The sequence below is a fragment of the Streptomyces sp. NPDC046805 genome (assembly GCF_040645355.1).
Taxonomy (GTDB): domain Bacteria; phylum Actinomycetota; class Actinomycetes; order Streptomycetales; family Streptomycetaceae; genus Streptomyces.
In genome coordinates this window covers 59,335-85,574 of the sequence record NZ_JBEYYC010000029.1, presented here as the reverse complement: position 1 = coordinate 85,574, position 26,240 = coordinate 59,335, and the positions used below count along the sequence as shown (strand labels likewise).

Below are 26,240 nucleotides of genomic sequence, written 5' to 3'. Positions count from 1 at the left end.
CACCCGAGGTGGCGACGACCGCGTCAGGGCCCGGTCGAGCGCGGTGGACAGCTCGGTCAGCGCGGCTGCGGTGCCCTCTTCGTAGGCGTTCCCTCCACGCGGTTCGGCCGCGGTCCGGGCGCGCGAGATGACCCGCGCGAAAGCATCACGCTTCGCAGACCCGCAGCCCGGTGACGGTCCGGCAGCGGCTACCGCCTCACAGGCTCCCGTCGAAGAAGACGACGGCGCGGTCGACGGCCGGCAGGACATGGGGGTCGTCGTCGTACAGCTCGATGTGGTTGCTCGTGTCCAGCACGAGAAGCTCCTTGGGCTCGGGTGCCTTGGCGAAGGCCGCCTCCGCGTCGGCCACCGGGACGGCCTGGTCGCCACGGCCGTGCACGATCAGCAGCGGCTGGGTGACCAGCGGCAGGTACGCGTCCACGTCGAGCGTCACCTCCTGCAGCACCGACAGCGCGGTGCAGCGGTTCTCCCAGCCGGGGCGCGCGCCGCGCTCGGTGCCGTAGTACGCGAACGGTTCCGGGCCCGGGTTGCCGGCCGGCATGCCCTCCGGGTTGACCGCGGGCCAGTACGTGACTTCCCCGGTGTCCGCCTGGTGCTGCGCTATCTGTGCGAACTGTCCCGTCAGGGCAGCGAAGTTGTCCGCCCCGAACCGGTCACGGATCAGCGTCGGGTTGTTGTACGCGGCCGCGATCAGCGCCACCGCCTTGACGCGGGGGTCGAACGCGGCGAGCTGTACGGCGTAGATCCCGCCCAGGCACACCCCCGCCACAGCGATCCTCTCGGCGTCGATCTCGGGGCGCCCGCCCAGGAACCCCACAGCGCTCCGCAGGTCCGCGACCTTGGCGGTGGCGTCCTCGTGCTGGCGCGGCGTGCCCTCGCTGTCGCCCCAGTTGCGGTGATCGAAGGCCAGCGCCGCATAACCGCGCTCGGCGAATCGGGCCGCGTAGTACCCGACCACCTGATCCTTCACCCCGGAGAACGGCCCCGTCAGCACGACCGCGCCGCGCGGTTCGCTGCCGGGCCCGGGCAGGTGCAGATCACCCACGAGCCGATAACCGTCGCTGTCGAATTCGATCTTCTCGATCGGCACGTGCGTTCCCTTCGATCGCGCCGAGGCGTCTCCTCGGCCCAGGAGGAAAGCTAGAAGCGGCGGCCTCCCGCCGTATTGCACGTTCTTGCCCCGCCCACGTCAGCGCGGAGCCCTGCCGTCCACGCCGCGCCACGGAACGTCGTCCGGTACACGGCCGGGGTGACGCCGTACGCCGAGGTGAACACCCGCGTCAGATGCGACGGGTCGTGGAACCCCGTCGCGTACGCGGCCTCGGCGATCGCGCTGCCGCGGCGCAGCAACTCCCGTGCCATCTCCAGCCGGAGCCGCAGATGCAGCTTGTGCGGCGGAAGCCCGAACCACGCCGTAGGTGTCGTCCAAGACGTCGTCCGACGCCTTTGGAGTCGTGCTCCGATCCGCCCCCGGCATGGCAGCAACCATAGCCGCCGGGAAGCCGGACCGACTGAGGAACGAAGCACGCTCTACCCACGAACTGCCGTTGTGCCGCCGTGCGTTGCCAGGTTTTTCGTCGAACGGCGTACCGCCGTGCCGGCCGCCGACCACCGTGGACAGCACGGCCGACGATTCCGGTCGCCGCGCCCTGTGATGGTCGATCCGCGCTCGCTCTACGCGCCTCGCCGTACCCGGGCGGCCTTGCGGGCCTCGGCGATCTGGCGAGACTCGGCAGAGCGGCGGGACTCGCCACCGCCACGACCGGGCTGCCCCCGGCGGGTGCCCAGACCGCGAAAGGGGGCACCGCCGCGCTTGGGGCGCTCCGCGACCGGCCCGCTGCCGCCGACGGGGACGTTGGAGGGAGCCTGGGCCCCGGTGATGCGGCTCAACTCGGCCTCGCCGGAGCGGACCTGCGTGACCTGCGGCCTGATGCCCGCGTCGGACATGAGACGGGCCATGTCCCGGCGCTGGTCGGGCAGGACCAACGTCACGACAGTGCCGGACGCGCCGGCGCGGGCGGTACGGCCACCGCGGTGCAGGTAGTCCTTGTGGTCACCGGGAGGGTCTACGTTGACGACGAGGTCGAGGTCGTCGATGTGGATACCCCGGGCCGCGACGTTGGTGGCCACCAGCGTCGTGACGTCACCGGTCTTGAACTGGGCCAGGGTGTGGGTGCGTTGGGGCTGCGACTTGCCCCCGTGCAGTGCCGCGGCCTTCACACCGCTGCTCAGCAGGTGCTTGGTGAAACGGTCGACAGCGTGCTTGGTGTCCAGGAACATCAGCACGCGCCCGTCGCGGGCGGCGATCTCGGTGGCGGTGGCGTACTTGTCGGCGCCGTGCACGTGCAGCACGTGATGCTCCATCGTGGCGACCGAGCCTGCCGACGGGTCGACCGAGTGGACCACCGGATCACGGAGATAACGGCGGACCAGGAGGTCGACGTCGTCGTCCAGCGTGGCGGAGAACAGCATGCGCTGGCCGTCGGGGCGTACCTGGTCCAGCAGTTCGGTGACCTGGGGCATGAAGCCCATGTCGGCCATCTGGTCGGCCTCGTCGAGGACGGTGATGTTCACCCGGTCCAGGCGGCAGTGCTTGCTCTCGATGAGATCGGTGAGGCGACCCGGCGTCGCGACGACCACCTCGGCTCCGGCGCGCAGCGCACCGGCCTGCTTGTTGATGGGCATGCCGCCGACGGCGGTGGCCAGCCGCAGCTTCAGCAGCCGGGCGTACGGGGTGAGCGCATCGGTGACCTGCTGCGCAAGCTCGCGCGTGGGGACGAGGACCAGGGCCAGCGGCTTGCGCGACTCGGCACGCTGCCCGGCGGTGCGGACGAGGAGCGCCAGACCGAAGGCGAGCGTCTTGCCCGATCCGGTGCGCCCGCGCCCCAGGACGTCGCGCCCTGCGAGGGAGTTCGGCAACGTGGCCGCCTGAATCGGGAACGGCTCGTGCACACCGAGGTCGGAGAGCATCTTCAACAGCTCGGCGGGCATGTCCAGTTCATCGAAGGACGCAACCGCGGGAAGGGCCGGCGTGACGGTGGCCGGCAGCGCGAACTCACCCTGTGGGCGCGAACGGTCGTTCGCGCGAGCTGACCGGTTCATGGAGAACTCTCCTCGACAGGGCACGCATCGAGGAATTCCCGACAGGAACAAGCCGGATAAATCACAAGAACGAGCCGAACGTAAGACCAAAATATTAAGGGAACACAAAAACAACCAGCTGGGGACTCACGTGGAGGTGAGAACCCCAGCTGTCGCATGCAGCGTGACGTCAGGCGGGAGTGATGTTCTCCGCCTGCGGACCCTTCGGTCCCTGCGTGACGTCGAATTTCACCTTCTGGCCCTCCTGGAGCTCACGAAAGCCCTGGGCTGCGATGTTGGAGTAGTGAGCGAAGACGTCCGGGCCTCCGCCGTCCTGCTCGATGAAGCCGAAGCCCTTTTCCGCGTTGAACCACTTGACGGTGCCAGTAGCCATGCCACATCCCCTTCGGGGCAGTACCCGGTTGCCACAATGAACCCCGTCCGGATGAGCACCGGAGACACGAAAGCGACCGACGGTATACGACCGTCAGGGCACTTGAAGTTTCGGGAACCACAACTGCAACTTGTGTCGATTTTAACACAGATCCCCTCTGCATGAATTTCTTCCCATTCGGCAAGGCTTCACCCTCACCAGAGCCGCAGGTGAGCGACCTAATCCGACACATCCGAGAAGAATTCAAATTCTTTATAGTATCGCGTCTGGATTTCAGGCGCCTCGGAGCCCGATTCAATGCCCTGTACCGCTGTCAGGCGGCCCTGTCCGGAACGAGATCCTCGAAGGCGGAGCGGGCGGTCGCGAGGAACGCCGGCACGATGGGGCCGAGTTCGAGATCAACGAGGCGGCCAGAGCCTCGTGACCCTCGCCAACGGATGATCACTCGCCTCGCTTCCCGGGACCCTTTGCAGGGCCGGGGAGAAAGCCCGACTCGTGGAAATAGGTCAGGTAGAGGGCAAGGACGTCGTCGGTCAGGGGAGGCAGGAAGGCGCCCAGCGCGGCCGCGGCCTTGACCGTCTGGTGGGAGTCGAAGCGGCGGTGGTCCCTTGCCGCGTGCCGGGCCTGCGTCTCGTCGCCGAGGAACAGTTGCGCCGCGTTGTCCTGCTGAGCCTCGACGCGGGCCTGCCACTGCGGTGCGGGAACGATGCGCAGTTCGTGGCCGAGACGGGCGGCCACGTCGAAGACCCGGTCGAGGCCCGGCGCGTCCGGGTTGGTGAGGTGATAGGTCTCCGCGCCGGTCCGGTCGGACGCGGCGAACGCCACGACCGCCTTGCTCACGTAATCCACCGGCACCCAGTCGGTCGAACCGTACGGCAGATCCGGCACGGCCTTCGCCTGCAGGCACCCCTTGATGAGCTGCCACAGCAGGTCACGGTCCTGGCAGGCCCCGGTGGTGGTGTCGCCGCTGATGCGGCCCGGCCGGTGGACGGTGACCGGCAGGCCGCGTTCGCGGGCGAGAGCGACGAGTCCCTCGGCGACCCACTTGCTCTGGGCGTAACCGTCGGGCAGGTCGGCTGCCGGGCCTGTCGGTGTCGACTCCGTGATGACGACGGGATCCGGTCCGGACGCCGGGGCGAAGACGCCGGTGGTCGAGATGTAGTGCATGCCCGGTGACGCGGAATCGGCGAGCAGACGCAGCATTTCCTCGGTGCCGGCCACATTGGCAGCGCGCAGATCACCGTACCCGGCGGCGAAGTTGACCCGAGCACCGTTGTGGACGACGGGGCCGAGGCGACGGACCAGGCAGGTGCGGTCCTCGGGTGACAGGCCGAGGCCGGGGGCGGCGAGATCGCCGGGCACCGGGGTGATCAGGGTCTCGTAGCGGGGGCGCCACAGGCCGTAGCGTTCCAGGTTGGCTCGCAGCCGCTCCCCCGCGCGCTGTCGGTCCCCGGCCCGGACGAGACAGTCCACAGGGCCGTCGGTGGTCTCGATGAGGTCGCGCAGGAGGAAGGCCCCGAGGAAGCCGGAGGCGCCGGTCAGAAGAGGGCGGGCGGAGGGGCGGGAGCGGCTGTGGCCGGGCGACGGCACCGGTGCGGCGGCGGCGCGGCCGGTGGCCGTGATGTCCTCGCCCAGGCGGACCTCGGCAGCGAGGTCGGGGGCGGCGGCGTTCTCCTGGCTCGTCCTGCCCGGCGTACGCCCCAGGAGACGGTCCAGGCCTTCGACGGTGGGCGTGGCGAACACCTCGCGCAGGGAGAAGCGTCGGCCACACCGTTCCTCGATCCGCTGGGCGAGCGTCACGGCGAGCAGGGAGTGGCCGCCGAGGGCGAAGAAATCGTCCGTGACGCCGACCTCGGGCACGCCGAGCGTCTCCGCGAACGCCGCGCACAGGGCCCGTTCGCGGACGGTGCTCGGCGCCCGGCCCGCGGCGGACACGGTCCGATCGGGAGCGGGCAGGGCACGCCGGTCGGTCTTGCCGTTGGGGGTGAGGGGCAGCGCGTCGAGCCGGACGAAGGCCGCGGGGATCATGTGATCGGGCAGGGTGGTGGCGAGGTGCGCGCGCACCTCGGTCTCGTCCGGGCCCGCCTCGCCGTCCTCGGCGACGGTGTACGCGACCAGGCGCCGGTCGCCGGGCCGGTCCTCGCGGACGACGGCGCAGGCCGCGGCGATGCCGGGCAGGGCGGTGAGCGAGGCCTCGATCTCGCCGAGCTCGATGCGGAAGCCGCGGAGTTTGACCTGGTCGTCGACACGGGAGACGTAGACGAGTTGTCCGTCGCCGGTCCAGCGCGCCAGATCGCCGGTGCGGTACATGCGGCCCCCCGCAGGGTCGAACGGGTCGGCCACGAAGCGGGAGGCGGTCAGGGCGGCCCGGTCGTGGTACCCGCGAGCCAGTCCCGCGCCGGACACGTACAGTTCACCGACGACGCCGGGCGGAACGGGTGCCAGCCGGTCATCGAGGACGTGGACGCGGGTGCCGTCGACGGGGACACCGATGGGCACGGTGCGATCGGGGGCGAGCGGGCCGTCGGCGTTCTGGAAGGCGCTCATGGTGGCGCAGACGGTGGTCTCGGTGGGGCCGTAGGCGTTGGTGAGGAATCGGTCCCGGGACCAGCCGTGGACCAGGTTCGGCGGGCACGCCTCACCGGCGAGGACCATCGTGGTGCCCGCGGGCAGCGAGCCGGGCGGCATCACGGCGAGGGCTGCGGGCGGCAGGGTGAGGTGGGTGACACCCCGCTCGCGGACCGTGGCGGCGAGGGCGGGGCCGGGCAGCAGGGCGTCGCGTTCGTCGATCTCCAGGCAGGCTCCGGAGAGCAGCCCCATGCACATCTCCCAGAACGCGGCGTCGAAGCTGACGGACGCCATGTGCAGCACCCGGCTGCCCGGGCCGACGCGCAGCCGCTCGCTCTGGGTCCTGGCCATGGCGCCGACGCCCTGGTGGGTGACCACTACGCCCTTGGGGAGTCCGGTGGAACCGGACGTGTAGATGACGTACGCCGGGTGCGCCGCGCGCAGCGACGGGGCGTGGCCGCCGGTGGACGCGGCGCTGTCGGCGAGATCCCCGAAGTGCACATGGGGTACGGGGAGTTCGGGGAGACGGCGATGGACCGCGGGCGTGGTGAGGAGCAGGCGCGGGCGGGCGTCTTCGACCATGTGGGCCAGGCGCCGGGCCGGATAGTCGGGGTCGAGCGGTACATAGGCCGCCCCTGCCTTGAGGATGCCGAGAAGGGTGATGACGAGCTCGTGGGTGCGGGGCAGAGCGACGGCCACCCGGTCCTCGGGGCCGATGCCCCGCGCGGTGAGCCTGCGGGCGACGGCGTCCGCGCGGGTGTCGAGCTCGCGGTAGGTGAGGGTGGTGCCGGCGTCGCGGAGCGCCGGGGCGTCCGGGGTGCGCCGTACCCACCGCTCGAAGAGGGCGGGAACCGTCCCGGCGGGCCGGTCCGGGGCGGGGCCGGTTCCCCACGCGGTCAGTCGGGCGCGTTCGGCGCCGGTGAGTACGTCGTAGGCGTGCAGTGGGCGGTCGGGGTCAGCGGTGACGGCGTTGAGTAACAGGACGAGCCGCTCGGTGAGTTCGCGGACCGTGGGCGCGTCGAAGAGTTCCCTCGCGTAGTCGACACTGGCCCGCATGGCGCCGGGTACGCCGCTGTCCTCGTACGTCTCGGTGAAGGTGAAGGACAGGTCGAACTTACTGACCCCCAAGTCGACCGGGACCGCGCTGACGGTGAGGTCCGGCAGACCGAAGGGAGCGGCCGGGGTGTGGTTCTGGAGGACCAGCATGGTCTGGAAGAGCGGGTGGTGGCTCTGCGAGCGGGCCGGGTTGAGCAGTTCCACCAGACGCTCGAAGGGGACGTCCTGGTGCGTGTGGGCGGAGAGGTCGAACTCCTTCACGCGCTCCAGCAGTTCGCGGAAGGTGGGGTCGCCCGTCAGGTCGGTGCGCAGCACGAGCGTGTTCACGAAGAAGCCGACGATGTCCGCGGCGGCCTCGTCGGTGCGTCCGGCGACGGCCGTGCCGAGCGGGATGTCCTCGCCCGCGCCGTGCCGGGAGAGCAGGAGGGACAGCGCCGCCTGGAGAACCATGAAGACGCTGCATCCGCTGGTGCGGGCGAGGTCCGCGACCCGGCGCGCGGTGGTGGGGTCGAGGGCGAAGTCGTGGGCGGCGCCGGTGTGGCGTGGCACGGCGGGGCGCGGCCGGTCCCACGGCAGTTCGATCATTTCCGGCAGGCCGTCCAACGCGGCTTTCCAGTGGTCGAGTTGCCGTGAGACAAGGCTGTCGGGGTCGTGTTCGTCGCCGAGCAGACACCGTTGCCAGAGGGTGTGGTCGACGTAGTCGACCGGCGGTGCGGCCCACACGGGGGCCTCGCCTCTTGTACGGGCGTGGTAGGCCATGCCCAGGTCGTGAGTGAGGGGTGCGAACGAGGAGCCGTCGGCGGCGATGTGGTGGACGACGAGGACGAGGACGTGGGCTTCGTCGGACAGGCGCAGCAGGGCCGCGCCGAGCGGGAGTTCGTGCTCGATGTCGAGGGGCTTCGTGGCAGCGCCCCTGACGCGGTCCGCGAGTTCGTCCTCGGCCACGGTGTCGACGGTGAACGGCAGGGGGATCTCGCCGGGTTCGGTGACGTGCTGGCGCGGTCCGTGGTCGTCCTCGGGGAAGACGGTGCGCAGGGCGGCGTGCCGGGCGACGACATCACCGAGGGCCGCGCGCAGGGCGTCCGTGTCCAGTGGCCCGTCGAAGCGGACGGCGAAGGGGACGTTGTACGTGGCGGAGGGACCTTCGAACCGGTGCAGGAACCACAGGCGCTGCTGGGCGTAGGACAGCGGGACCTGGACGGGGCGCCGCTGCGGGACCAGGGCGGGACGGGCCGGGCGGCCTCCCTCGGCGAGGACCGCGGCGAGAGCCGCGACGGTGGGGTTCTCGAAGAGGGCGCGGATCTCGGTCTCGGTGCCCAGGGCGGTGCGGATCCGGCCCACGAGACGGGTGGCGAGCAGCGAGTGGCCGCCCAGGGCGAAGAAGTCGTCGTCGACGCCGACCCGGGCCACGCCGAGGACGTCCGCGAACAGAGAGGCGAGGATCTCCTCGTGTGCGCCACGCGGCGGCCGCCCCGTCGCACCGGCCGGGGTGGCGGGCGCGGGCAGGGCCGCCCGGTCGAGCTTGCCGTTGGCGGTCAGCGGCAGCGCGTCGAGCGGGTGGATGGCGGCCGGCACCATGTAGGCGGGCAGGTGCCGGCCGACGTGCGCGGTCAGCCGTTCCGGGTCCGCGATGCGTCCGGGGGCGGCGACGACGTAGGCGGCGAGGGTGCGGTCGCCGGACAGGTCCTCGCGCACCAGGACGCAGGCCGCGCGCACGGACGCGTCGGCGCGGAGCACCGCCTCGATCTCGGCGGGTTCGATGCGGTGGCCACGCAGTTTGATCTGCTGGTCGGCCCGGGCCACGTAGTGCAGCGCGCCGTCGGCGCCCCAGCGCACGAGGTCGCCCGTGCGGTACATGCGCGACCCGGTCGCGTCGAACGGGTCGGCGACGAACCGCGTGGCGGTCAGGCCGGGCCGCCCCAGGTAACCGCGCGCGACGCCAGGACCCGCGACATACAACTCGCCCTCGGCGCCTGGCGGCACGGGCCGCATCGCCGCGTCCAGGACATAGGCCCGCGTGCCGTCCAGGGGCCGGCCGATCGGGGGCGCGCCGCCGGGATCGTCGTCGGACCGGACACGGTGGAGGGTGGCGAAGGTCGTGGTCTCGGTGGGCCCGTAGACGTTGAGCACCGTCGTGCCGGGGTGGGCGGCGGCGAGTCGCTGGAGGACGCCCGGTGCGGCGGCCTCGCCTCCGGCCGCGGCCAGGCGCAGCAGGCCGAGGGCACCGGGGTCGGTCTCGGCGATGACGTTGAACAGGGCGGTCGTCAGGAACGCGGCCGTCACGCCGTGCTCGGCGACGAGGTCCCGGAGTGTGGCGGGCTGGAGGGTGCCTTCGGGGGCCACGACGACGCGGCCGCCGTTCAGGAGCGGGGCCCAGATCTCGAAGGTGGAGGCGTCGAAGACATACGCCGAGTGCATCAGGACGGCGTCGGCGGCGCCGCCCTGCCAGGCGGAGTCTGCCGTGAGCGCGACCACGTCGGCGTGCGTGACGCCGACACCCTTGGGCAGGCCGGTCGAGCCGGAGGTGAACATCACGTACGCGAGCCTGGCGCCGCCGGTGGCGGCGGGGAGGGCGCCCGGGGTCGCGGGACCTCCCGAGAGGACGCGGCCGGCAGCGTCCACGGTCAGCACCGTGACGTCGAGGCCGAGTCGACGTACCCACGGGTGGGCGCGGGTGGTCTCATCGACGACCAGGGCGCGCAGTGGGGCGGCTTCGGTGACGCGGTCGAGCCGTCCGGCGGGCCAGCGGGGATCGAGCGGGATGTAGGCGGCGCCCGCGCGCAGGGCCGCCAGTGATGCGGTGACCTGGGCGGTCGAACGGGCCATGAGGATGCCGACGCCGTCCTCGGCGCGCGTTCCGGTCCCGGTCAGCGCCCCGGCCAACTCGGCGGACAGGTCGTGGAGTTGCCGGTAGGTCACCTGCTCGCCCGCGCCGGTGACGGCCATCGCGTCCGGGTGGCCCTCGGCGCGCCGGGCGAAGGCGTCCGGGACACTCATCTCGCCTTTGTCGCCGAGGAGTTCGGCGCCGCGGCCCAGGGCGAGCAACGTCTCGCGCTCCCCCTCCAGGAGGACGGGGACGGTGTCCGCGCGGCGGTCGAGCCCGTCCGCCATCACCGTGAGCAGACGTCGCATACGGGCGACCGTGCGGACGACCTCCGCATGGTCGAGGAGGGCGGGCCGGAAGCCGAAGGTGATCCTCAGGGTGTCGCCGCCGGGGGCGATGGTGAGGGTGAGGGGATAGTGGGCCGCGTCCGTGCCGTCGAACCCCGCGACGGTGAGGCCGGGCAGTCCCCGCTGCGCGGTGCGCAGGGCCTCCGCGTCGAGCGGATAGTTCTCGAACACGACCAGGGTGTCGAAGAGCTGGTCCAGTCCGGCGGCCTCGCCTATCTCGGTCAGACCCACATGCTGGCTGCCGAGGAGACGGCCCTGCTCCTCCTGGAGCCGGGTCAGCAGGGCGGCCAGCGTTTCGCCCGGCGCCGGACGCAGCCGTACCGGGACGGTGTTGATGAACAGGCCGACCATCGACTCGATTCCGGGGATCTCCGGCGGACGCCCGGAGACGGTGGTGCCGAACACGACGTCGTGACGTCCGGTGAGCCGGGCGAGCAGCAGCCCCCAGGCGCCCTGGACCAGGGTGTTGAGGGTGAGCCGGCAGGAGCGGGCGGTCTCGCGCAGCCGGTGCGTCGTGGCGCTGTCCAGCTCCAGCACGAGGGTGTCGGGCAGTTCGGCGGAGCCGGGGACGTCCGTCGCGCGGCGCCCGGCGAGCAGGGTCGGCGCCTCGAGTCCGGACAGGGCGTCGCGCCAGCTCTGCAGAGCCAGGGGGCGGTCCTGTCCGGCCAGCCAGGCGAGGTAGGTGCGGTAGGGGGCGACGCGGGGCAGGTCGCTGTCGTCGCCCTGGCGGGCGTACAGGTCGAAGAGTTCGCGCACGAGCAGGGGGAGGGACCAGCCGTCGAACAGGATGTGATGGCTCGTCATCACGAGCCGGTGCCGGTCCGGTGCCGTGTGTACCAGGGTGAACCGCATCAGCGGAGGAGTGGTGAGGTCGAACCGGCGGGTGCGGTCGGCGGCGAGGAACGCGGAGAGGCGCTCCTCGGGCGTGCCCGTGTGGTCCGCCGCGGTGAGATCGAGTTCCTCCAGCGGCAGCGGCACCTCGACGGCGACGGCCTGGACGGGCTCGTCCAGGTCCTCGTGAAGGAATCCGACCCGTAGGTTGGCGTGGCGGCGCAGCAGGGCGGCGACGGCGGCACGCAGCGCGGGAAGGCTGACGACCCCTTCGAGGTCCAGGACGAACTGTGTGGTGTAGACGTCCGGGGCGTGGGAGTCGTAGAGCGAGTGGAAGAGCATCCCCGCCTGCAGCGGCGTCAGCGGCAGCACGTCCTCCAGCTGGAACCCGGTCACTTACGTCCACCCCACTTGTTCTGCAGTCTGTCGATCTGTGCCTGGTCGAGCGAGACCAGGGGAAGGTCGGACGGCGTGTAGCCGCCCGCGTCGGGCCTTTCGGCGTGTTCGGCGATGGCGCGCAGGGCGCGGGTGAAGAGCCCGGAAAGGGCCTCCACGTCCTCCTCCTTGAGGAGATCGCTGGGCCAGGCCCAGCGGGCCACCAGGCTCGGGCCGTCCGGAAGGTCCTCGGTGTGCGCATTGATGTCGAGGACGTGGTGGACGGGCATGTCCGGGTCCTGGCTACGCGGGCCGCCCCCGTCGAGCAGCACCTCCCAGTCGCCGCCCGCGCTGGCTGCTCCGTCCGGCCCCTCGGGCGAAGCCGTGTACCGTCCCAGGTAGTTGAAGCCGATCTGGGGTTGCGGGGCTGTGGCCAGCCGGGACCGGGTGGCCGGGTTGAGGTGCCGCAGCATTCCGTAGCCGACGCCGTGGTCGGGTACGGTCCTCAGCTGCTCCTTGACCCGTTTGACGGCACGGTCGATCACGGTCGCGTCGAGGCGTCCGGGGTCGTGGGCGTCACCGGGTCCGGGGTCGAGCCGGACCGGGTAGAGGCTGGTGAACCAGCCGACCGTGCGGGACAGGTCGATGTGGTCGGCGATCTGCTCCCGGCCGTGGCCTTCCAGGTCGAGGAGGACGGCTGTGCCGTCCGCCCGGGCCCAGCCTCGTACGGCGGCCTTTTCGTCGCGCCAGGAGCGGACGGCGAGCGCGAGAGCCGTGAGCAGGACGTCGTCGACTCCGGCGTGGAACGCGGCGGGGGCGGTGGTGAGCAGGGGCCGGGTCCACCGGGCGGGCAGCCGGGTGGTCAGGGTACGCGTCCGGTCCGCGGTGTCCAGGTCGGGGTCGAGCGGCCGGTATCCGAGCTGGGGATCGGGAGTGTCCAACACCGTTTCCCACAAAGGGAGTTCCCGCTCGCGCTCGGCACTGCGCGCCCGGGCGGCGAGGAGCCCCGCCCAGTGCCGGTAGGACGTGGTGACGGCCGGCAGTGCCGCCCCGGCCGTGGGTCGCTCGCCACCGGCCGCGCCGTCGGTGACGGCCTGCCAGGCGGCGGCCAGGTCCCCGGCGAGGATGCGCCAGGAGACCGCGTCGACCGCCAGGTGGTGGACGACGAGGAGCAGTCGCCCGCGCGCGTGGGGTCCCGCGTCGCACCAGACGGCCTCGATCACCTCGCCGTGTGCGGGCCGCAGCCGCCCGCGGGCCTGTTCGCCCACCTCGGTGACGGCGGCACGCACGGAATCGGCGGCGAGGCCGGCGATGTCGAGACGGGTGAAGCGGTCCCGGGCCGCCACCGCACCGGGCGGCAGGGCTTCCAGGACGGGTTCGCCCTCGGCGGAGCGGGTGACGCGCAGACGGAGCATGTCGTGGTGGTCGATGAGGAGTTGGAGGGCGGCGACGAGGGATTCCTCGTCGGCGTCCACGGGGGTGCGCAGCACGCCTGACTGGTTGTAGCCGTCCGTGGTTCCGGACCGCTCCAGGAACCAGGCGGCGATGGGCGTGGGCGGCATCTCGCCCGTGCCCGGTTCGGCCGACTCCACGGCGCCTTGGTCGAGCGTGGTGGTGACGGCCGCGATGGCCTCGGGTGTGCGGTGGACGAAGACGTCGCGAGGAGTGACACCGAGGCCGGCCTGACGGACGCGGCTGACCAGTTGGATGGAGAGGATGCTGTCGCCGCCGAGGGCGAAGAAGTCGTCGTCGGTGCGGACGTCGGGGACGCGCAGCACGGAGGCGAACACGTCGCACAGGACGCGTTCCGGCGTGGTGCGCGGCCGGCCTCCCGGCCTGGTGGCGGCGGGTCGCACGGGAGCGGGCAGGGCGCGCCGGTCGGCCTTGCCGTTGGGCAGCAGCGGCAGCGCGTCGAGGGTGACGAAGACAGCGGGCACCATGTACGGCGGCAGCACGGATGCCAGCCCGAAGCGCAGTTCGTCGTCGGCGAGGACGACGTCGTGATGCTTCTCGGGAACGACGTACGCCACCAGGCGCCGCTCGCCCGGCTGGTCCTCGCGTACGACGGCGCAGGCGGCGGCGACGGCGGGCAGCGCGGTGAGCGCGGCCTCGATCTCGCCGAGCTCGATGCGGAAGCCGTGCAGCTTGACCTGGTCGTCGGCGCGGGAGACGTAGGTGAGCAGGCCGTCGGCGTCCCGCCGGACCAGATCGCCCGTCCGGTACATACGGCTCCCGGCGGGGCCGTGGGGATCGGCGACGAACCGTGCGGCGGTCAGGCCGGGGCGCCCCAGATAGCCACGGGCGAGGCCGTCTCCCGCGACGTAGAGCTCACCGGTGACGCCCGAAGGCACGGGCTGGAGGCGGGAGTCGAGGACGAGGGCGCGGGTGTTGTCCACGGGCCGACCGAGCGGCACGGTCCCCTCCCCCGCCGGGGAGTCCCTCTCCTCGTCCCGGTGGTGGTGTGCGGTGGCGTCGATCGTGGTCTCGGTGGGCCCGTACAGGTTGTGCACCTCGACCCGCCAGCCGTCCCTGGCTCGCCGGGCCAGCGATCGGGTCAGCGGTTCGCCGCCGCACAGGACGGCCCGCAGGGTCGCGGGCGCCTCGTCGGGGCCGGTCTCGCCGAGGACGAGCGAGAGGTGGGAGGGAACGAACTGGGCGATGGTGACGCCCGCCTCGCGCATCCGGGCGAGCAGACCGGCCGGGTCATGGTTCGCGGCGGGGGGCACGGGGCAGGTGGATCCGCCGTGCAGCAGCGGCAGCCAGGTCTCCCACACCGAGGCGTCGAAGCTCGGCGAGGTGCGGGCGAGGACCCGGTCGCGGTCGGTGAGGCCGAGATGGTCCGCCATCCAGGCCATGTGGTTGGTGAGCGAGGCGTGGGTGACGACGACGCCCTTGGGACGGCCGGTGGAGCCCGAGGTGTAGATGACGTACGCCGCGTCGAGCGGGTCCGGTGGCGCGGCGGGCGGTGCCGCGTGTCCGGTGGACCAGGCGGCCCGGTCGTCGAGCGTGAGGCAGGGGACGGACAGGCGGTGCCGCGCGGCGCGGTGCGTGTGCGTGAGGAGCAGCGCGGGGCGTGCGTCGTCGAGCATGTGGGCGACGCGCGCCTCGGGGTACTCCAGGTCGACCGGCAGGTAGGCGGCCCCGGCCTTGGCCACCGCCAGCATCGCGACCGCCTGGTCGGCGGTGCCCTCCAGGGCGAAGGCGACGAGGGCGCCGCGGCCGATGCCCCGGCCGCGCAGGTGGTGCGCCAGGTCGTCGGAGAGCAGGTCGAGTTCGGTGAAGGTCAGGCGGTGCGCGCCGTCCCGCACGGCGACGGCCTCAGGGGTCCGTGCGCACTGCGCACGGAACGCCTCGGGCACGGTGCGCGCCGCCACGGGCCGGACCGGTCCGTGCGCGGCGCGGTCGAGGCCCTGCCGCTCTGCCGCGTCCAGGACGTCGGCCGCGTGGACGCGCTGGTCGGGGTCGGCCGCGAGCGAGGCGAGCAGGCGGGTCAACCGGGCGGCGAGCGCGTGCGCGGTGGTGTGGGTGAAGAGTTCGGTGGAGAACTCCAGGACACCGTCGAGGCCGGCGGGCCGGCCGGTGCCGTCGCGGGTCTCGGTGAAGGTGAAGGTCAGGTCGAACTTGCTGATGCCGGTGTACACGGGTTGCCGGGAAACCGTGAGACCGGGCAGTTCGACCGCGGCGTCCGCCTGGTTCTGGAGGACGAGCATGGTCTGGAACAGCGGGTGGTGGTTCTGGGCCCGGTCCGGGCTCAGGGCGTCCACAAGCCGCTCGAACGGCAGGTCCTGGTGATCGTAGGCGGCCAGGTCGAACGCGCGCACCCGCTCCAGCACTTCACCGAAGGTGGGGTCCCCGGTCAGGTCGGTGCGCAGAACGAGGGTGTTGACGAAGAAGCCCACCAGGTCGTCGAGAGCCTCGTCGGTGCGTCCGGCGACGGCGGTGCCGAGCGGGATGTCCTCACCGGCACCGTGCCGCGACAACAGCACCGACAGGGCCGCCTGGAGCACCATGAAGAGGCTGCACCCGCGTGCCCGGGCGAGCCGGGCGAGGGACAGATGGGTGCCGGCGTCCACCGGGAAGGCGAACGCGTCGCCGCGGTGCGCGCCGACGGCGGGGCGCGGCCTGTCGCACGGCAGGTCGAGCAGATCGGGGGCACCGGCGAGCGCGGTGCGCCAGAAGTCCAGTTGCCGGGCGGCCAGGCCGGCCGGGTCCTCCTCGTCGCCGAGCAGCGCGCGCTGCCACAGGGTGTAGTCGGCGTACTGGACGGCGAGCGGGGTCCAGGCGGGTTCCTCGTGCGCGACGCGGGCCCGGTACGCCTCCCCCAGGTCGCGGGCGAGCGGGGCGAGCGACCAGCCGTCGCCCGCGATGTGGTGCAGGACCAGCACGAGGACGTGGGCCTCGGTGCCGAGCCGCACCAGCCGTGCCCGTACCGGGAGCTGCGCACCCACGTCGAAGGCGTGGGCCACCTCGGCGGCCAGCACCTCGTCGAGACGGTCGGGGTCGGTGTCGCGGGGTGTGAGGTCGAGGTCGGCCGCGTCGGCATCGAGGACGAGCTGGCGTGCCACGCCGTCGGTCTCGGGAAAGACGGTGCGCAGGCTTTCGTGGCGCTCGACGACATCCGTGAGAGCGCTCTGCAGGGCTTCCACGTCGAGCGGGCCGTCCAGGCGCAGCACGAGCGGCACGTTGTACGTGGCGCTCGGTCCCTCGAACCGGCCCAGGAACCACAGGCGCTGCTGGGCGAAGGACAGCGGCAGCGGATCGGGGCGGTTTCCGGCACGCTCCAGGGGCCGCCTGGCCTCCCCGGCGCCGTCGAGTACGGCGGCCAGCGCGGCCGGCGTGGTGTGCTCGAAGAGGGCCTTGACCGTGACCTCCAGGCCCAGGGCGACGCGGATGCGCGCGGCGAGGCGGGTGGCGAGCAGGGAGTGTCCGCCCAGGGCGAAGAAGTCGTCGTCGGGGCCCGCCGCGTCGAGGCCGAGCACATCCGCGAAGAGTCCGCAGAGGATCTCCTCGCGGGCGGTGCGGGCGGTGCGCCCGCTTGCCGGGGCGTGCTCGGGCGCCGGCAGGGACCGCCGGTCCACCTTGCCGTTGGGAGTGAGCGGCAGTGCGTCGAGCAGGACGAAGGCGGAGGGCACCATGTAGGCGGGCAGAGACCGGCCGACGGCGCGGGCGAGGTCGCCGGGTCCGGGGCTGGAGCCGGCAGCGGGCACCACGTAGGCGACGAGCCGCCGGTCGCCAGGGACGTCCTCGCGGACGACGGCGAAGCAGTCGGCGACGCCTTCGCAGGAGGCCAGCACGTTCTCGATCTCGCCGAGTTCGATGCGGTAGCCGCGCAGCTTCACCTGCCCGTCGACGCGCCCGACGTAGGCGATCTGTCCGTCGGGGGTCCACCGGACGAGGTCGCCGGTGCGGTACATGCGTCCGCCCTCCGGGCCGAACGGGTCGGCCACGAAGCGTGCGGCGGTCATTCCGGGCTGCCCCGTGTATCCGCGTGCCACGCCCCGTCCGGCGAGATGCAGCTCTCCCACGACGCCCGGCGGGACGGGGCCCAGGGAGCCGTCGAGGACGTAGAGGCGCATACCGTCCAGGGCGCGCCCGATGGGCGGCGGGCCCGACGGCAGGTCGGCCGCCACCTGGTAGCGGGTGGCGAAGGTGGTGGTCTCGGTGGGGCCGTACACGTGCAGGACACGGGTACCGGGCGCGATGCCTGCGACACGCTGCATCGCGTCCGGGGAGGCCAGTTCGCCTCCGGCGCAGACCAGCCGGAGGCCGGTGAAGGCGCCGGGGTCGGTCTCGGCGATCATGTTGAACAGGGCGGTCGTCATGAAGACGGCCCTCACCCCGTGCGCGTGCACCGCGTGGTCGAGGCCGCGGGCGTCCAGGACGCCGTCCGGTGCGACGACGATCCGGCCGCCCCTCAGGAGCGGGGCCCAGATCTCGAAGGTGGAGGCGTCGAAGACGTACGCCGAGTGCATCAGGACGGCGTCGGCGGCGCCGCCCTGCCAGGCGGAGTCTGCCGTGAGCGCGACCACGTCGGCGTGGGTGACGCCGACGCCCTTGGGCAGGCCGGTCGAGCCGGACGTGAACATCACGTAGGCCAGGGAACCGGAGCCCGCCGGGGACACCGGGCGGCTCGGCCGCCCGGACGCGCCCCGCAGGACCCGGCCGAGCCGGTCCACGACGACGACCGGCATCCGGCCGGCGGCCGCAGTCACCCAGGGGGAGGCGCAGGCGTTCTCGTCGACGACGAGAACGCGCACGTCCGCCACCCCGGTGACCTGGTCGAGCCGTTCCTCGGGCCAGCGCACGTCCAGCGGGACGTACGCGCCGGCCGCGCGGACCGCGGCGAGGGAGACCGCCACCACGGCCGGTGAGCGGTCGAGCAGCACGCCGACCCGTGATTCGGGGCCGACCCCGAGGCCCGCCAGGACATGGGCGAGGGCGGTGGAGATCCCGTCGAGTTCGGCGTAGGTGAGGGTGGCGTCGTCCCCGGTGACCGCCACCGCGCCCGGTGCGCGGTGCACCTGGGCCGCAAAGAGCGTGGGCAGCGTGGCGTCATCGGTGCCGGCGGGCAGTGGACGACCGGCGCCCCACCGCGTCACCCGGGCGTGTTCGTCCGGCGTCATCAGGTCGTAGTCGGCCAGGGGCAGACCGGGGTCGGCCACCACCTGCTCGAGGAGGCGTACGAGACGGGCCGCGAAGGTCTCGGCCGTGGTTCGGTCGAAGAGGGCGGTGGCGTACTCGATCCCGGCGGTGAGGCCGCCGTCGTCCCGGTCCTCGGTGAAGGCGAAGGTGAGATCGAACTTGCTCAGACCGTTGTGGACGAGCCGGTCCTCGACGGTGAGGCCGGGCAGTTCGGGGCGTGCGCCGTCCTGGTTCTGCAGCACCACCATGGTCTGGAAGAGCGGGTGGTGGTTGCGCGCCCGGACCGGGTTGACGCTCTCGACGAGGCGCTCGAAGGGCACATCCTGGTGCGCGTAGGCGGCAAGGTCGAACTCCCTTACGCGCACCAGCAGTTCGCGGAAGGTCGGACGGCCGGACAGATCGGTGCGCAGAACCAGCGTGTTGACGAAGAACCCGACCAGGTCTTCCAGGGCCTCGTCGGTGCGGCCCGCGACGGGTGAGCCGAGCGGGATGTCGTCGCCGGCACCGTGCCGGTGCAGCAAGGTGGCCACCGCCGCCTGGAGCACCATGAACAGGCTGCTGCCCGACTCCCGTGCCAGGCGCAGCAGTCGGCTGTGCAGCGCGGCGGGCACGTCGAAGGTGTGGACGGCCCCCCTGGGGTCCGTGGTCGCCGGGCGCGGCCGGTCCAGCGGCAGGTCGATCAGTCCGGGCAGGCCGGCCAGGGCGGTGTGCCAGTGGTCGAGTTGCCGCCGCAGCAGGCTCTGCGGCGCATCGGAATCATCGTCCCCGTCCCCCAGGAGGGCGTGCTGCCAGAGGGTGTAGTCGGCGTACTGGAGCGGGGTGTTGGTGGTCGACTCGGGCTCCCGGCCCGCGAGCCGGGCCCGGTAGGCGGCGCCCAGGTGCCGGGCGAGCGGGGCGAGGGACCAGCCGTCACCGGCGATGTGGTGCAGGACGAGGACCAGCACATGGTGACCGGGGGCGGAACGCAGCAGCAGGGCGCGCAGCGGGAGGTCCGTGGTGACGTCGAACGGCTCGCGTACGGCGGCCAGGACGGCGGCCTCCAGATCGGCGGGCGCCGTACTCACGACGGGCAGGGCGGGTGCGGCCGCCTCGGCGGCAAGGACCACCTGGTGCGGTACCCCGTCCCGCTCCGGGAACAACGTGCGCAGCGCCTCGTGCCGCTCGACGACGTCGCGCAGGGCGGCCCGCAGTGCGTCCGTGTCCAGGGTGCCGTCGAGTTCGAGGACGAGCGGGATGTTGTAGGTGGAGCTGGGGCCTTCGAGCCGGTTGAGGAACCACAGGCGCCGCTGCGCGTAGGACAGCGGCAGTGGATCGGGGCGCCGCGTCGCCGGCAGGACGGCGGGACGGGCCTGGCCGGTGGTGTCGAGGACGCGGGCCAGGCCCGCGACGGTCGGGTGTTCGAAGAGGGCGCGTACGGCGATCTCGGCGCCCAGGACGGCGCGGACTCGGCTGACGACGCGCATGGCGAGCAGTGAGTGCCCGCCGAGGTCGAAGAAACTGTCGTGCGAGCCGACGAAGGGGCGGTCCAGGATGTCGGCGAAGATTCCGGCGAGCAGGTCCTCCTGGGGGGTGCGCCGAACCGGTCCGGCCAGGGCGTCGGGGCCAGGGGCGGGTTGCGGCAGCGCGCGCCGGTCCACCTTGCCGTTGGGCAGGAGCGGGAGGTCGTCCAGGACGACCACGGCGCCGGGCACCATGTAGTGCGGCAGTGTCTCGGCGAGGGCGTCACGCAGGTCGGTGGAACGCGGCGCCGGGGCGCCGGTGACGGCGTAGGCGACCAGGTGCCGCCGGCCGGGGGCGTCCTCCCGGATGACGGCACAGGCGGCCGTGACGCCGGGGCGGGCGAGGAGCGCGGCCTCGACCTCGCCCAACTCGATGCGGAATCCGCGCAGTTTGACCTGGTCGTCGGCGCGGGCCACGTAGTCGAGCAGACCGCCCCGGTTCCACCGCACGAGGTCGCCCGTCCGGTACATGCGGGCGCCGGCGGCGTCGAACGGGTCGGCGACGAAGCGTTCGGCGGTCAGGCCGGGCCGGTCCAGGTAGCCGCGCGCGAGGTTGGGGCCCGAAAGGTACAGCTCACCGGTGACGCCGGGCGGTACGGGCCGCAGCCGGCTGTCGAGGACGTAGGCGCGCATGGTGTCGACGGGCCGGCCGATCGCCACGGTCTCGGGCGGGTTGCCGGCGCCCGCAGGTGCGCCGGTCTTCCGGCCCCGGACACGGTGGGCGGTCGCGTCGGTGAGCGCACGCGTCAGCGGTTCGCCGCCGCACAGGACGGCGCGCAGGGAGGGCAGCGGCGTCGCGTGCGCCGCCTCGGCCAGGACGAGGGCCAGATGCGAGGGCACGAACTGGGCGACGGTGACGGCGTATCGGCTCATCCAGGAGACGAGGGTGCGGGGTTCCCGGTTGGCGCCGTCGGGCAGCACGCAGACCTCGGCGCCGTTCATCAGCGGGAGCCACAACTCCCACACGGAGGCGTCGAAGCTGGTGGAGGTGCGGGCGAGGACGCGGTCGTCCTGGGTGACGGCCAGGTGCCGTGCCATCCAGGCCATGTGGCCCGCCAGTGCGCCGTGCGGGGTGACCACGCCCTTGGGGCGGCCGGTGGAGCCGGAGGTGTAGATGACGTATGCCGGATCCGCGGGGTGGAGTGCGTCCGGGGCGGGAATGAGGGGGCCGGCGGGTCTTACGGCGGCCGGGTCGTCCAGGGCGAGCCACGGTATGGCGCAGGCCGGCAGGTCCGCGTGGACGCCCTTGGTGGTGAGCAGCAGGGCCGGCCGGGCGTCGTCGAGCATGTGCCGGATGCGGGCGGGCGGATACTGCGGGTCCACGGGCAGATACGCGGCGCCGGCCCGCAGAACGGCGAGCTGGGCGACGACGGAGTCCGCGGACGGTGGCGCGGCGAGAGCCACCCGGTCCTCGCGCCCCACGCCCCCCTCGCGCAGGACCTGGGCGAGGGCGTCGGCGCGGGCGTCGAGCTCGGCGTAGGTGAGCGTCGTGTGCGCGTCCCGCACGGCGACCGCCTCGGGCGTGCGCGCCGCCCATGCGCGGACCGCTTGGGGGACCGTGGGCGCGGCGGGCGCGCCCTCCGCGCCGCGCCCCTGGCGAAGGAGCCGCTCCCGCTCGCCCGGCACGAGCGGATCGAGGTCGCCGACGCATCGGTCGGGGTCGGTCACGGCCTGGGTGAGGATGCGGGCGAAACGCTCGCACAGGGCGCGGGCGGTGGCGGCGTCGAAGAGGTCGGTGGCGTATTCGAGGTAGCCGCCGATGCCCGCGGCCGCGACGACCGCGGACGTCTGCTCGGCCGGGTCGGTGGGATCGGCGAGTTCCGCGGGGCCGGTCGGCCGGGTGGTCTCGGTGAGGGAGAACGTCAGGTCGAACTTGCTGATCCCGGTGTGCCGGGAGCGGTCGTGGCTGGTGACACCGGGCAGATCGATCCCGGCACTTTCCTGGTTCTGGAGGACCAGCATGGTCTGGAAGAGCGGGTGGTGGGCGCCGGAGCGTTCGGGGTTGAGCTCTTCCACGAGGCGTTCGAAGGGGATGTCGCCGTGGCTGAGGGCGGCGAGGTCGAACTCCTTGACCCGCTCGAGAAGTTCACGGAAGGTCGGGTCGCCGGACAGATCGGTGCGCAGGACGAGGGTGTTGACGAAGAACCCGACCAGGTCGTCCAGTGCCTCGTCCGTGCGTCCGGCCACGGCGGTGCCCAGCGGGATGTCCGTACCGGCGCCGTGGGCGTGCAGCGTCACGGCCAGGGCCGCTTGGAGCACCATGAACGGGGTGCAGCCCGCGGCGCGGGCGAGCCGGGTGAGCGCGGCGTGCGCGGGGGCGGCCAGTTCGAAGGGGACCGCGCCGCCCGCGTGGCTCGGCACGGCAGGGCGCGGTCGGTCGAGGGGCAGGTCGAGCAGGTCCGGAGCGCCGCGCAGCGCCTCCCGCCAGAAGGCGAGCTGGCGTGCGGCCGGGCTGTCCGAATCGCTGTCGTCGCCGAGCAGGCGCCGCTGCCACAGGGCGTAGTCGGCGTACTGGACGGGCAGGACGGGCCAGTCGGGCGTGTCCGTGCCCGCGATCCTCGCGCGGTAGGCGGCACCGATGTCGCGGCTGAGCGGGGCGAGGGACCAGCCGTCGGCGACGACATGGTGAAGCACGAGGATCAGGACGTGGCGGGCGGGATCCAGGCGGAGCAGACGGGCCCGGACGGCGGGGGCGCCACCGAGGTCGAAGGACGTGCCGGCCAGTCGGCGGATCGTCTCCTCGGCCCAGGCGTCGGCGCTCTCCTCGTCCGGCGGTCCGTCGACGACGAGGGGGACGAGGGACGCGGCGGCATCGGCGTCGAGGACGACCTGACGGGCGACACCGTCGTCCTCGGCGAAAACGGTGCGCAGGCTCTCGTGGCGGGCGACCACGTCGGCCAGGGCGCCGCTCAGGGCATCCGTGTCCAGGGGGCCTTGCAGTTCGAGGACGAGCGGGACGTTGTAGGTGTCGCCGGAGCCCTCGACCCGGTTGAGGAACCACAGGCGCTGCTGCGCGAAGGACAGCGGCACCGCTTCGGGCCGGTGCTGCGGGACGAGGGCGGGCCGGGTTTTGGCCGAGGTGTCGAGAACGGCTGCGAGCGAGGCGACCGTGGGGTTGTCGAAGAGGGTCCGCAGGCCGAGTTCGGCGCCCAGGCAGGCCCGCACCCGGCCGATGAGGCGGGTGGCGAGCAGGGAGTGGCCGCCCAGGGCGAAGAAGTCGTCGTCGACACCGACGGCGGACACGCCGAGGACGTCCGCGAACAAGCCGGCCAGAACCTCCTCGTGAGCCGTGCGCGGGCCGCGGGCCGTGGTCGCGGCGGCGGGGGGCGCCGGCAACGCCCGGCGGTCGACCTTGCCGTTCGCGTTGAGGGGCAGCGCGTCGAGGGGGACGAAGGCGGACGGCACCATGTAGGCGGGCAGGGACCGTGCCACGCCTCGGGCGAGGGCGGCGGCGTCCGGGTGCGCGCCGGGAGCCGGTACGACGTAGGCGACGAGCCGCCGGTCGCCGGGTACGTCCTCGCGGACCAGGACGTGGGCGGCCCGCACGTCCTGGTCCGCGAGCAGGGTGTTCTCGATCTCGGTGGGTTCGATGCGGAACCCGCGGAGTTTGACCTGCCCGTCCACGCGCCCGACGTACTCGATGTCGCCGCGCGCGGTCCAGCGCGCGAGGTCCCCGGTGCGGTACATGCGGCCGCCGCGCGCGTCGTACGGGTCGGCGACGAACCGGGTGGCGGTCAGCGCGGCACGCCCCTGATACCCGCGGGCCACTCCGCGGCCGCTCACGTACAGCTCCCCGACGACGCCGGGCGGCACCGGGCGGAGGGCGGCGTCGAGCACGTACAGGCGCATCCCGTCGAGGGCCCGGCCGATCGGGGGGACGCCCCCCGCGCCGCCGGCGACCGGATGGCGGGTGGCGAAGGTCGTGGTCTCCGTGGGGCCGTACACGTGCAGGACGCTCGTGCCGGGCGCGGCCGCGGCCACCCGCTGCATCAGGCCCGGGGCAGCGGCCTCGCCGCCCGCGGCGACCAGGCGCAGCTCCGCGAGGGCCGCCGGGTCCGTCTCGGCCACCACGTTGAACAGGGCGGTGGTCAGGAACAGCGCGGTCACCGCGTGCCGGTCCACCGTGTCCTTGAGGACCCGCGCTTCCAGGGTGCCCGCGGGCGCGACGACCACACGGCCGCCGTTCAGGAGCGGCACCCAGATCTCGAACGTGGAGGCGTCGAAGACGTAGGCCGAGTGCAGGAGCACCGCGTCGCCGACGCCGTCCGTCCAGGCGGTGTCGGCGGCGAGCGCGAGGACGTCGGCGTGTGTGACGCCGACGCCCTTGGGCAGGCCGGTGGAGCCGGAGGTGAACATCACGTAGGCGAGCCGGTCGCTCGGGATCACTCTGGGCAGCGGCCCCGGCCGCGCCGGGGCGCCACGCAGGACGGCGCCGCGCTCGTCGACCACGATGACCGGCAGCGTGGCGGCCGTCTCCGCCACCCACGGCTCATCGGCGGCGGCCACGTCGACCACCAGAGCGCGTACCCCGGCGATCTCGGCGACGCGGCCGAGTCGTTCGGCCGGCCACGTGGCGTCCATCGGCACATACGCTGCGCCCGCGCCGACCGCGCCGAGCGTGGCCGCCACCACGGCCGCCGAGCGGCCCACGAGGACGCCGACGCCGTCCTCGGCGCCGACGCCCCAGCCGGCCAGGGCGCCGGACAGGTCCTCCGCCGTTCGCGCGAGCTGACGGTACGAGAGGGTGAGGGCGCCGTCCACGACAGCCGGCGCGTCCGGGGTTCGGCGAGCCTGCGCTCCGAACACCTCCGGGAGGCTCCTGGCCACGACCTGGTCCGGCAGGCCGGTGCCGCGCCCCTGCGCGAGCACCGCCTCGGCGGTGGTGTCGTCGAGCAACGGCAGGTCGCTGAGGAGGGTGTCGGGGTCCGCGCCGGCCAGAGCCGTCAGGAAGGAGACGACGGCCTGCTGGTACAGCCGGACGTCCTCGGGGTGGTACAGCTCGGGGTTGGTGTCGAATCCGATCAACGGCCCTTGGCCCTCGGGCCGTTCGGAGACGAACAGGGACACGTCATCGACCGGGCCGAGGGACAGCAGTCGAGAGGTGGCGGGGCTGCCCGCGAAGTCGAGGTCGTATCCGTAGCCCATGATGTTGACGACCGCGTCCGTCAGGCGCGCCGCGCCGTCGGCCATGTTCAGCTCGCGCGCGAGCTGTTCGCGGGAGAAGCGGCGGTGGCGCAGCGCGCCGCGCATCTCGGCTGCGACTGCGCGTATCAGGGCGCCGACCGTCATGTCGGCGGTGACGGCCAGGCGCAGCGGCAGGACGTTGGAGGTCATCCCGACGATGTGCCGCAGGCCGCCATGGCGGCCGTTGGAGGCGAGGCCCAGCGTGACGTCCTGCGTCCCGGTGACCCGGGCGACGTAGGCGGCGACCGCGCTCACGAGAACGGCGGTCCAGCTGGTACGGCTGCGGGCGGCGAGCCGGCGCAGGTCGTCGAGGACGGTGACGGGGAGGGTGTCGCCGGAGTGCAGCTGAACCTCCGCCGCGGAGGCCGAGCGCGAGGCCGGGACATCGGTGCGCCGGCGGATGAGCGGCGTGACGCCCTGCCTGTCCACGTCCTCACCGGCTCCCGCTGTGTCCCCGGCGCGGTCAGCGAACTTACCGGTCCAGTAAGCGCGGTCGGCTTCGTAGTCGTCCGAGTCGCGGTAGGCCGCCTCGGCGGCCACCAGATCGCGCAGGGGCTCGGAGAGAGGCCCGGCTTCGGCGAGGTTCTCGCCCCGCCCGGCACGCGTGTAGAGATCGGCGACGGTGCGGGTGAAGACGGCGCCACCGAGACCGTCCACGGCGATGTGGTGAAAGCGGACGTACCAGTAGTGCAGACGCCGACCGAGACGCAGCAACGCGAAGTGGTGGTGTGGGGCGTCGATCCGGTCGACGGTGGCCATGTCGTCGGCCATGTACCGCTCGGCCGCGGCCACGGCATCGTCCGCGTCCGTCAGGTCGACGCGGTGCAGCCGGCCGGTCGCGGGCGACCGGGGGTGGACGACACGCTGAAGAACCGATTCGCCACGCGTCACGAACTCGACGTTGAGGCTGTCACACAGCGCTAAGGCCCGGTCGAGTGCGGCGGCTAACAAATCCTCGTCGAGGTCGCCTCGGATCTCCAGGCATTCTCCGATGTTGTATTTCGGACTGCCGGGGTCGACCAGTTGCCCGTACCACACACCCTGTTGGGCAGCGGTCAGGTCGAACAGATCTTCGGACGCGACATCGAATGCGGAGCTGTTTTCATGCATGCCGAATCGACACCTTTGGGGAGAGTTTTCGGGGACGATGAAGAAAGCGGAGTGAAACGGTCCCGCCGTCACACGGTTCGCTCGTGACGATCCGATGACAGCAGAGGGGGAGGATACGCAGCCTCAAGGCGTCAAGCTCTGCCGCAGCTCACGCAAATCAACCCCCGACGCAAGACAGTCCGCCCGTTTCCACGCGCGTTGACTGCAGGCGCAAGACGTCCACCGAATCACCCGAGAAAGAAATACGGGACGACGGCGAACACCCTGCGCGCGAGGGTCGACCGGCCGACATGCCGGCCCCACAGGTCCGCACGCGCGAGAGCGGCGCC

General features: G+C 72.8%; 6 protein-coding genes. All 6 read right to left on the bottom strand.

Annotated features, from left to right (window positions below; all coding sequences use genetic code 11):
- Positions 1-196 precede the first annotated feature (196 nt).
- A complete protein-coding gene (locus ABZ910_RS27600) occupies positions 197-1,090 on the bottom strand; it encodes an alpha/beta hydrolase (protein ID WP_361369863.1) in 894 nt (297 codons plus the stop codon).
- Positions 1,091-1,140: 50 nt separating this feature from the next.
- A complete protein-coding gene (locus ABZ910_RS27595; protein ID WP_361369862.1) occupies positions 1,141-1,527 on the bottom strand; it encodes an AraC family transcriptional regulator in 387 nt (128 codons plus the stop codon).
- A gap of 147 nt (positions 1,528-1,674) precedes the next feature.
- Positions 1,675-3,102 carry a DEAD/DEAH box helicase gene (locus ABZ910_RS27590; protein WP_361369861.1) on the bottom strand — a complete coding sequence of 476 codons (1,428 nt, stop codon included), beginning with the start codon at positions 3,100-3,102 and terminating at the stop codon, positions 1,675-1,677.
- 169 nt (positions 3,103-3,271) lie between these two features.
- Complete coding sequence (locus ABZ910_RS27585) at positions 3,272-3,475, bottom strand: cold-shock protein (protein ID WP_361369859.1); 204 nt, start codon at positions 3,473-3,475, stop codon at positions 3,272-3,274.
- 441 nt (positions 3,476-3,916) lie between these two features.
- The gene (locus ABZ910_RS27580; RefSeq protein ID WP_361369857.1) at positions 3,917-11,497 is read right to left on the bottom strand and encodes an amino acid adenylation domain-containing protein; all 7,581 of its coding nucleotides are present in this window, start codon (positions 11,495-11,497) and stop codon (positions 3,917-3,919) included.
- Positions 11,494-25,911: an amino acid adenylation domain-containing protein gene (locus ABZ910_RS27575; protein ID WP_361369855.1), complete on the bottom strand. Its 14,418-nt coding sequence runs from the start codon at positions 25,909-25,911 to the stop codon at positions 11,494-11,496. The genes ABZ910_RS27580 and ABZ910_RS27575 overlap by 4 nt, the downstream gene beginning before the upstream one ends.
- Between the last annotated feature and the right edge of the window lie 329 nt (positions 25,912-26,240).

What these genes read in the sequence shown, in the direction of transcription:
- ABZ910_RS27590 (WP_361369861.1), bottom strand. Translation starts at nt 3,102, where the DNA reads ATGAACCGGTCAGCTCGCGCGAACGACCGTTCGCGCCCACAGGGTGAG.
- ABZ910_RS27585 (WP_361369859.1), bottom strand. Translation starts at nt 3,475, where the DNA reads ATGGCTACTGGCACCGTCAAGTGGTTCAACGCGGAAAAGGGCTTCGGC.
- ABZ910_RS27575 (WP_361369855.1), bottom strand. Translation starts at nt 25,911, where the DNA reads ATGCATGAAAACAGCTCCGCATTCGATGTCGCGTCCGAAGATCTGTTC.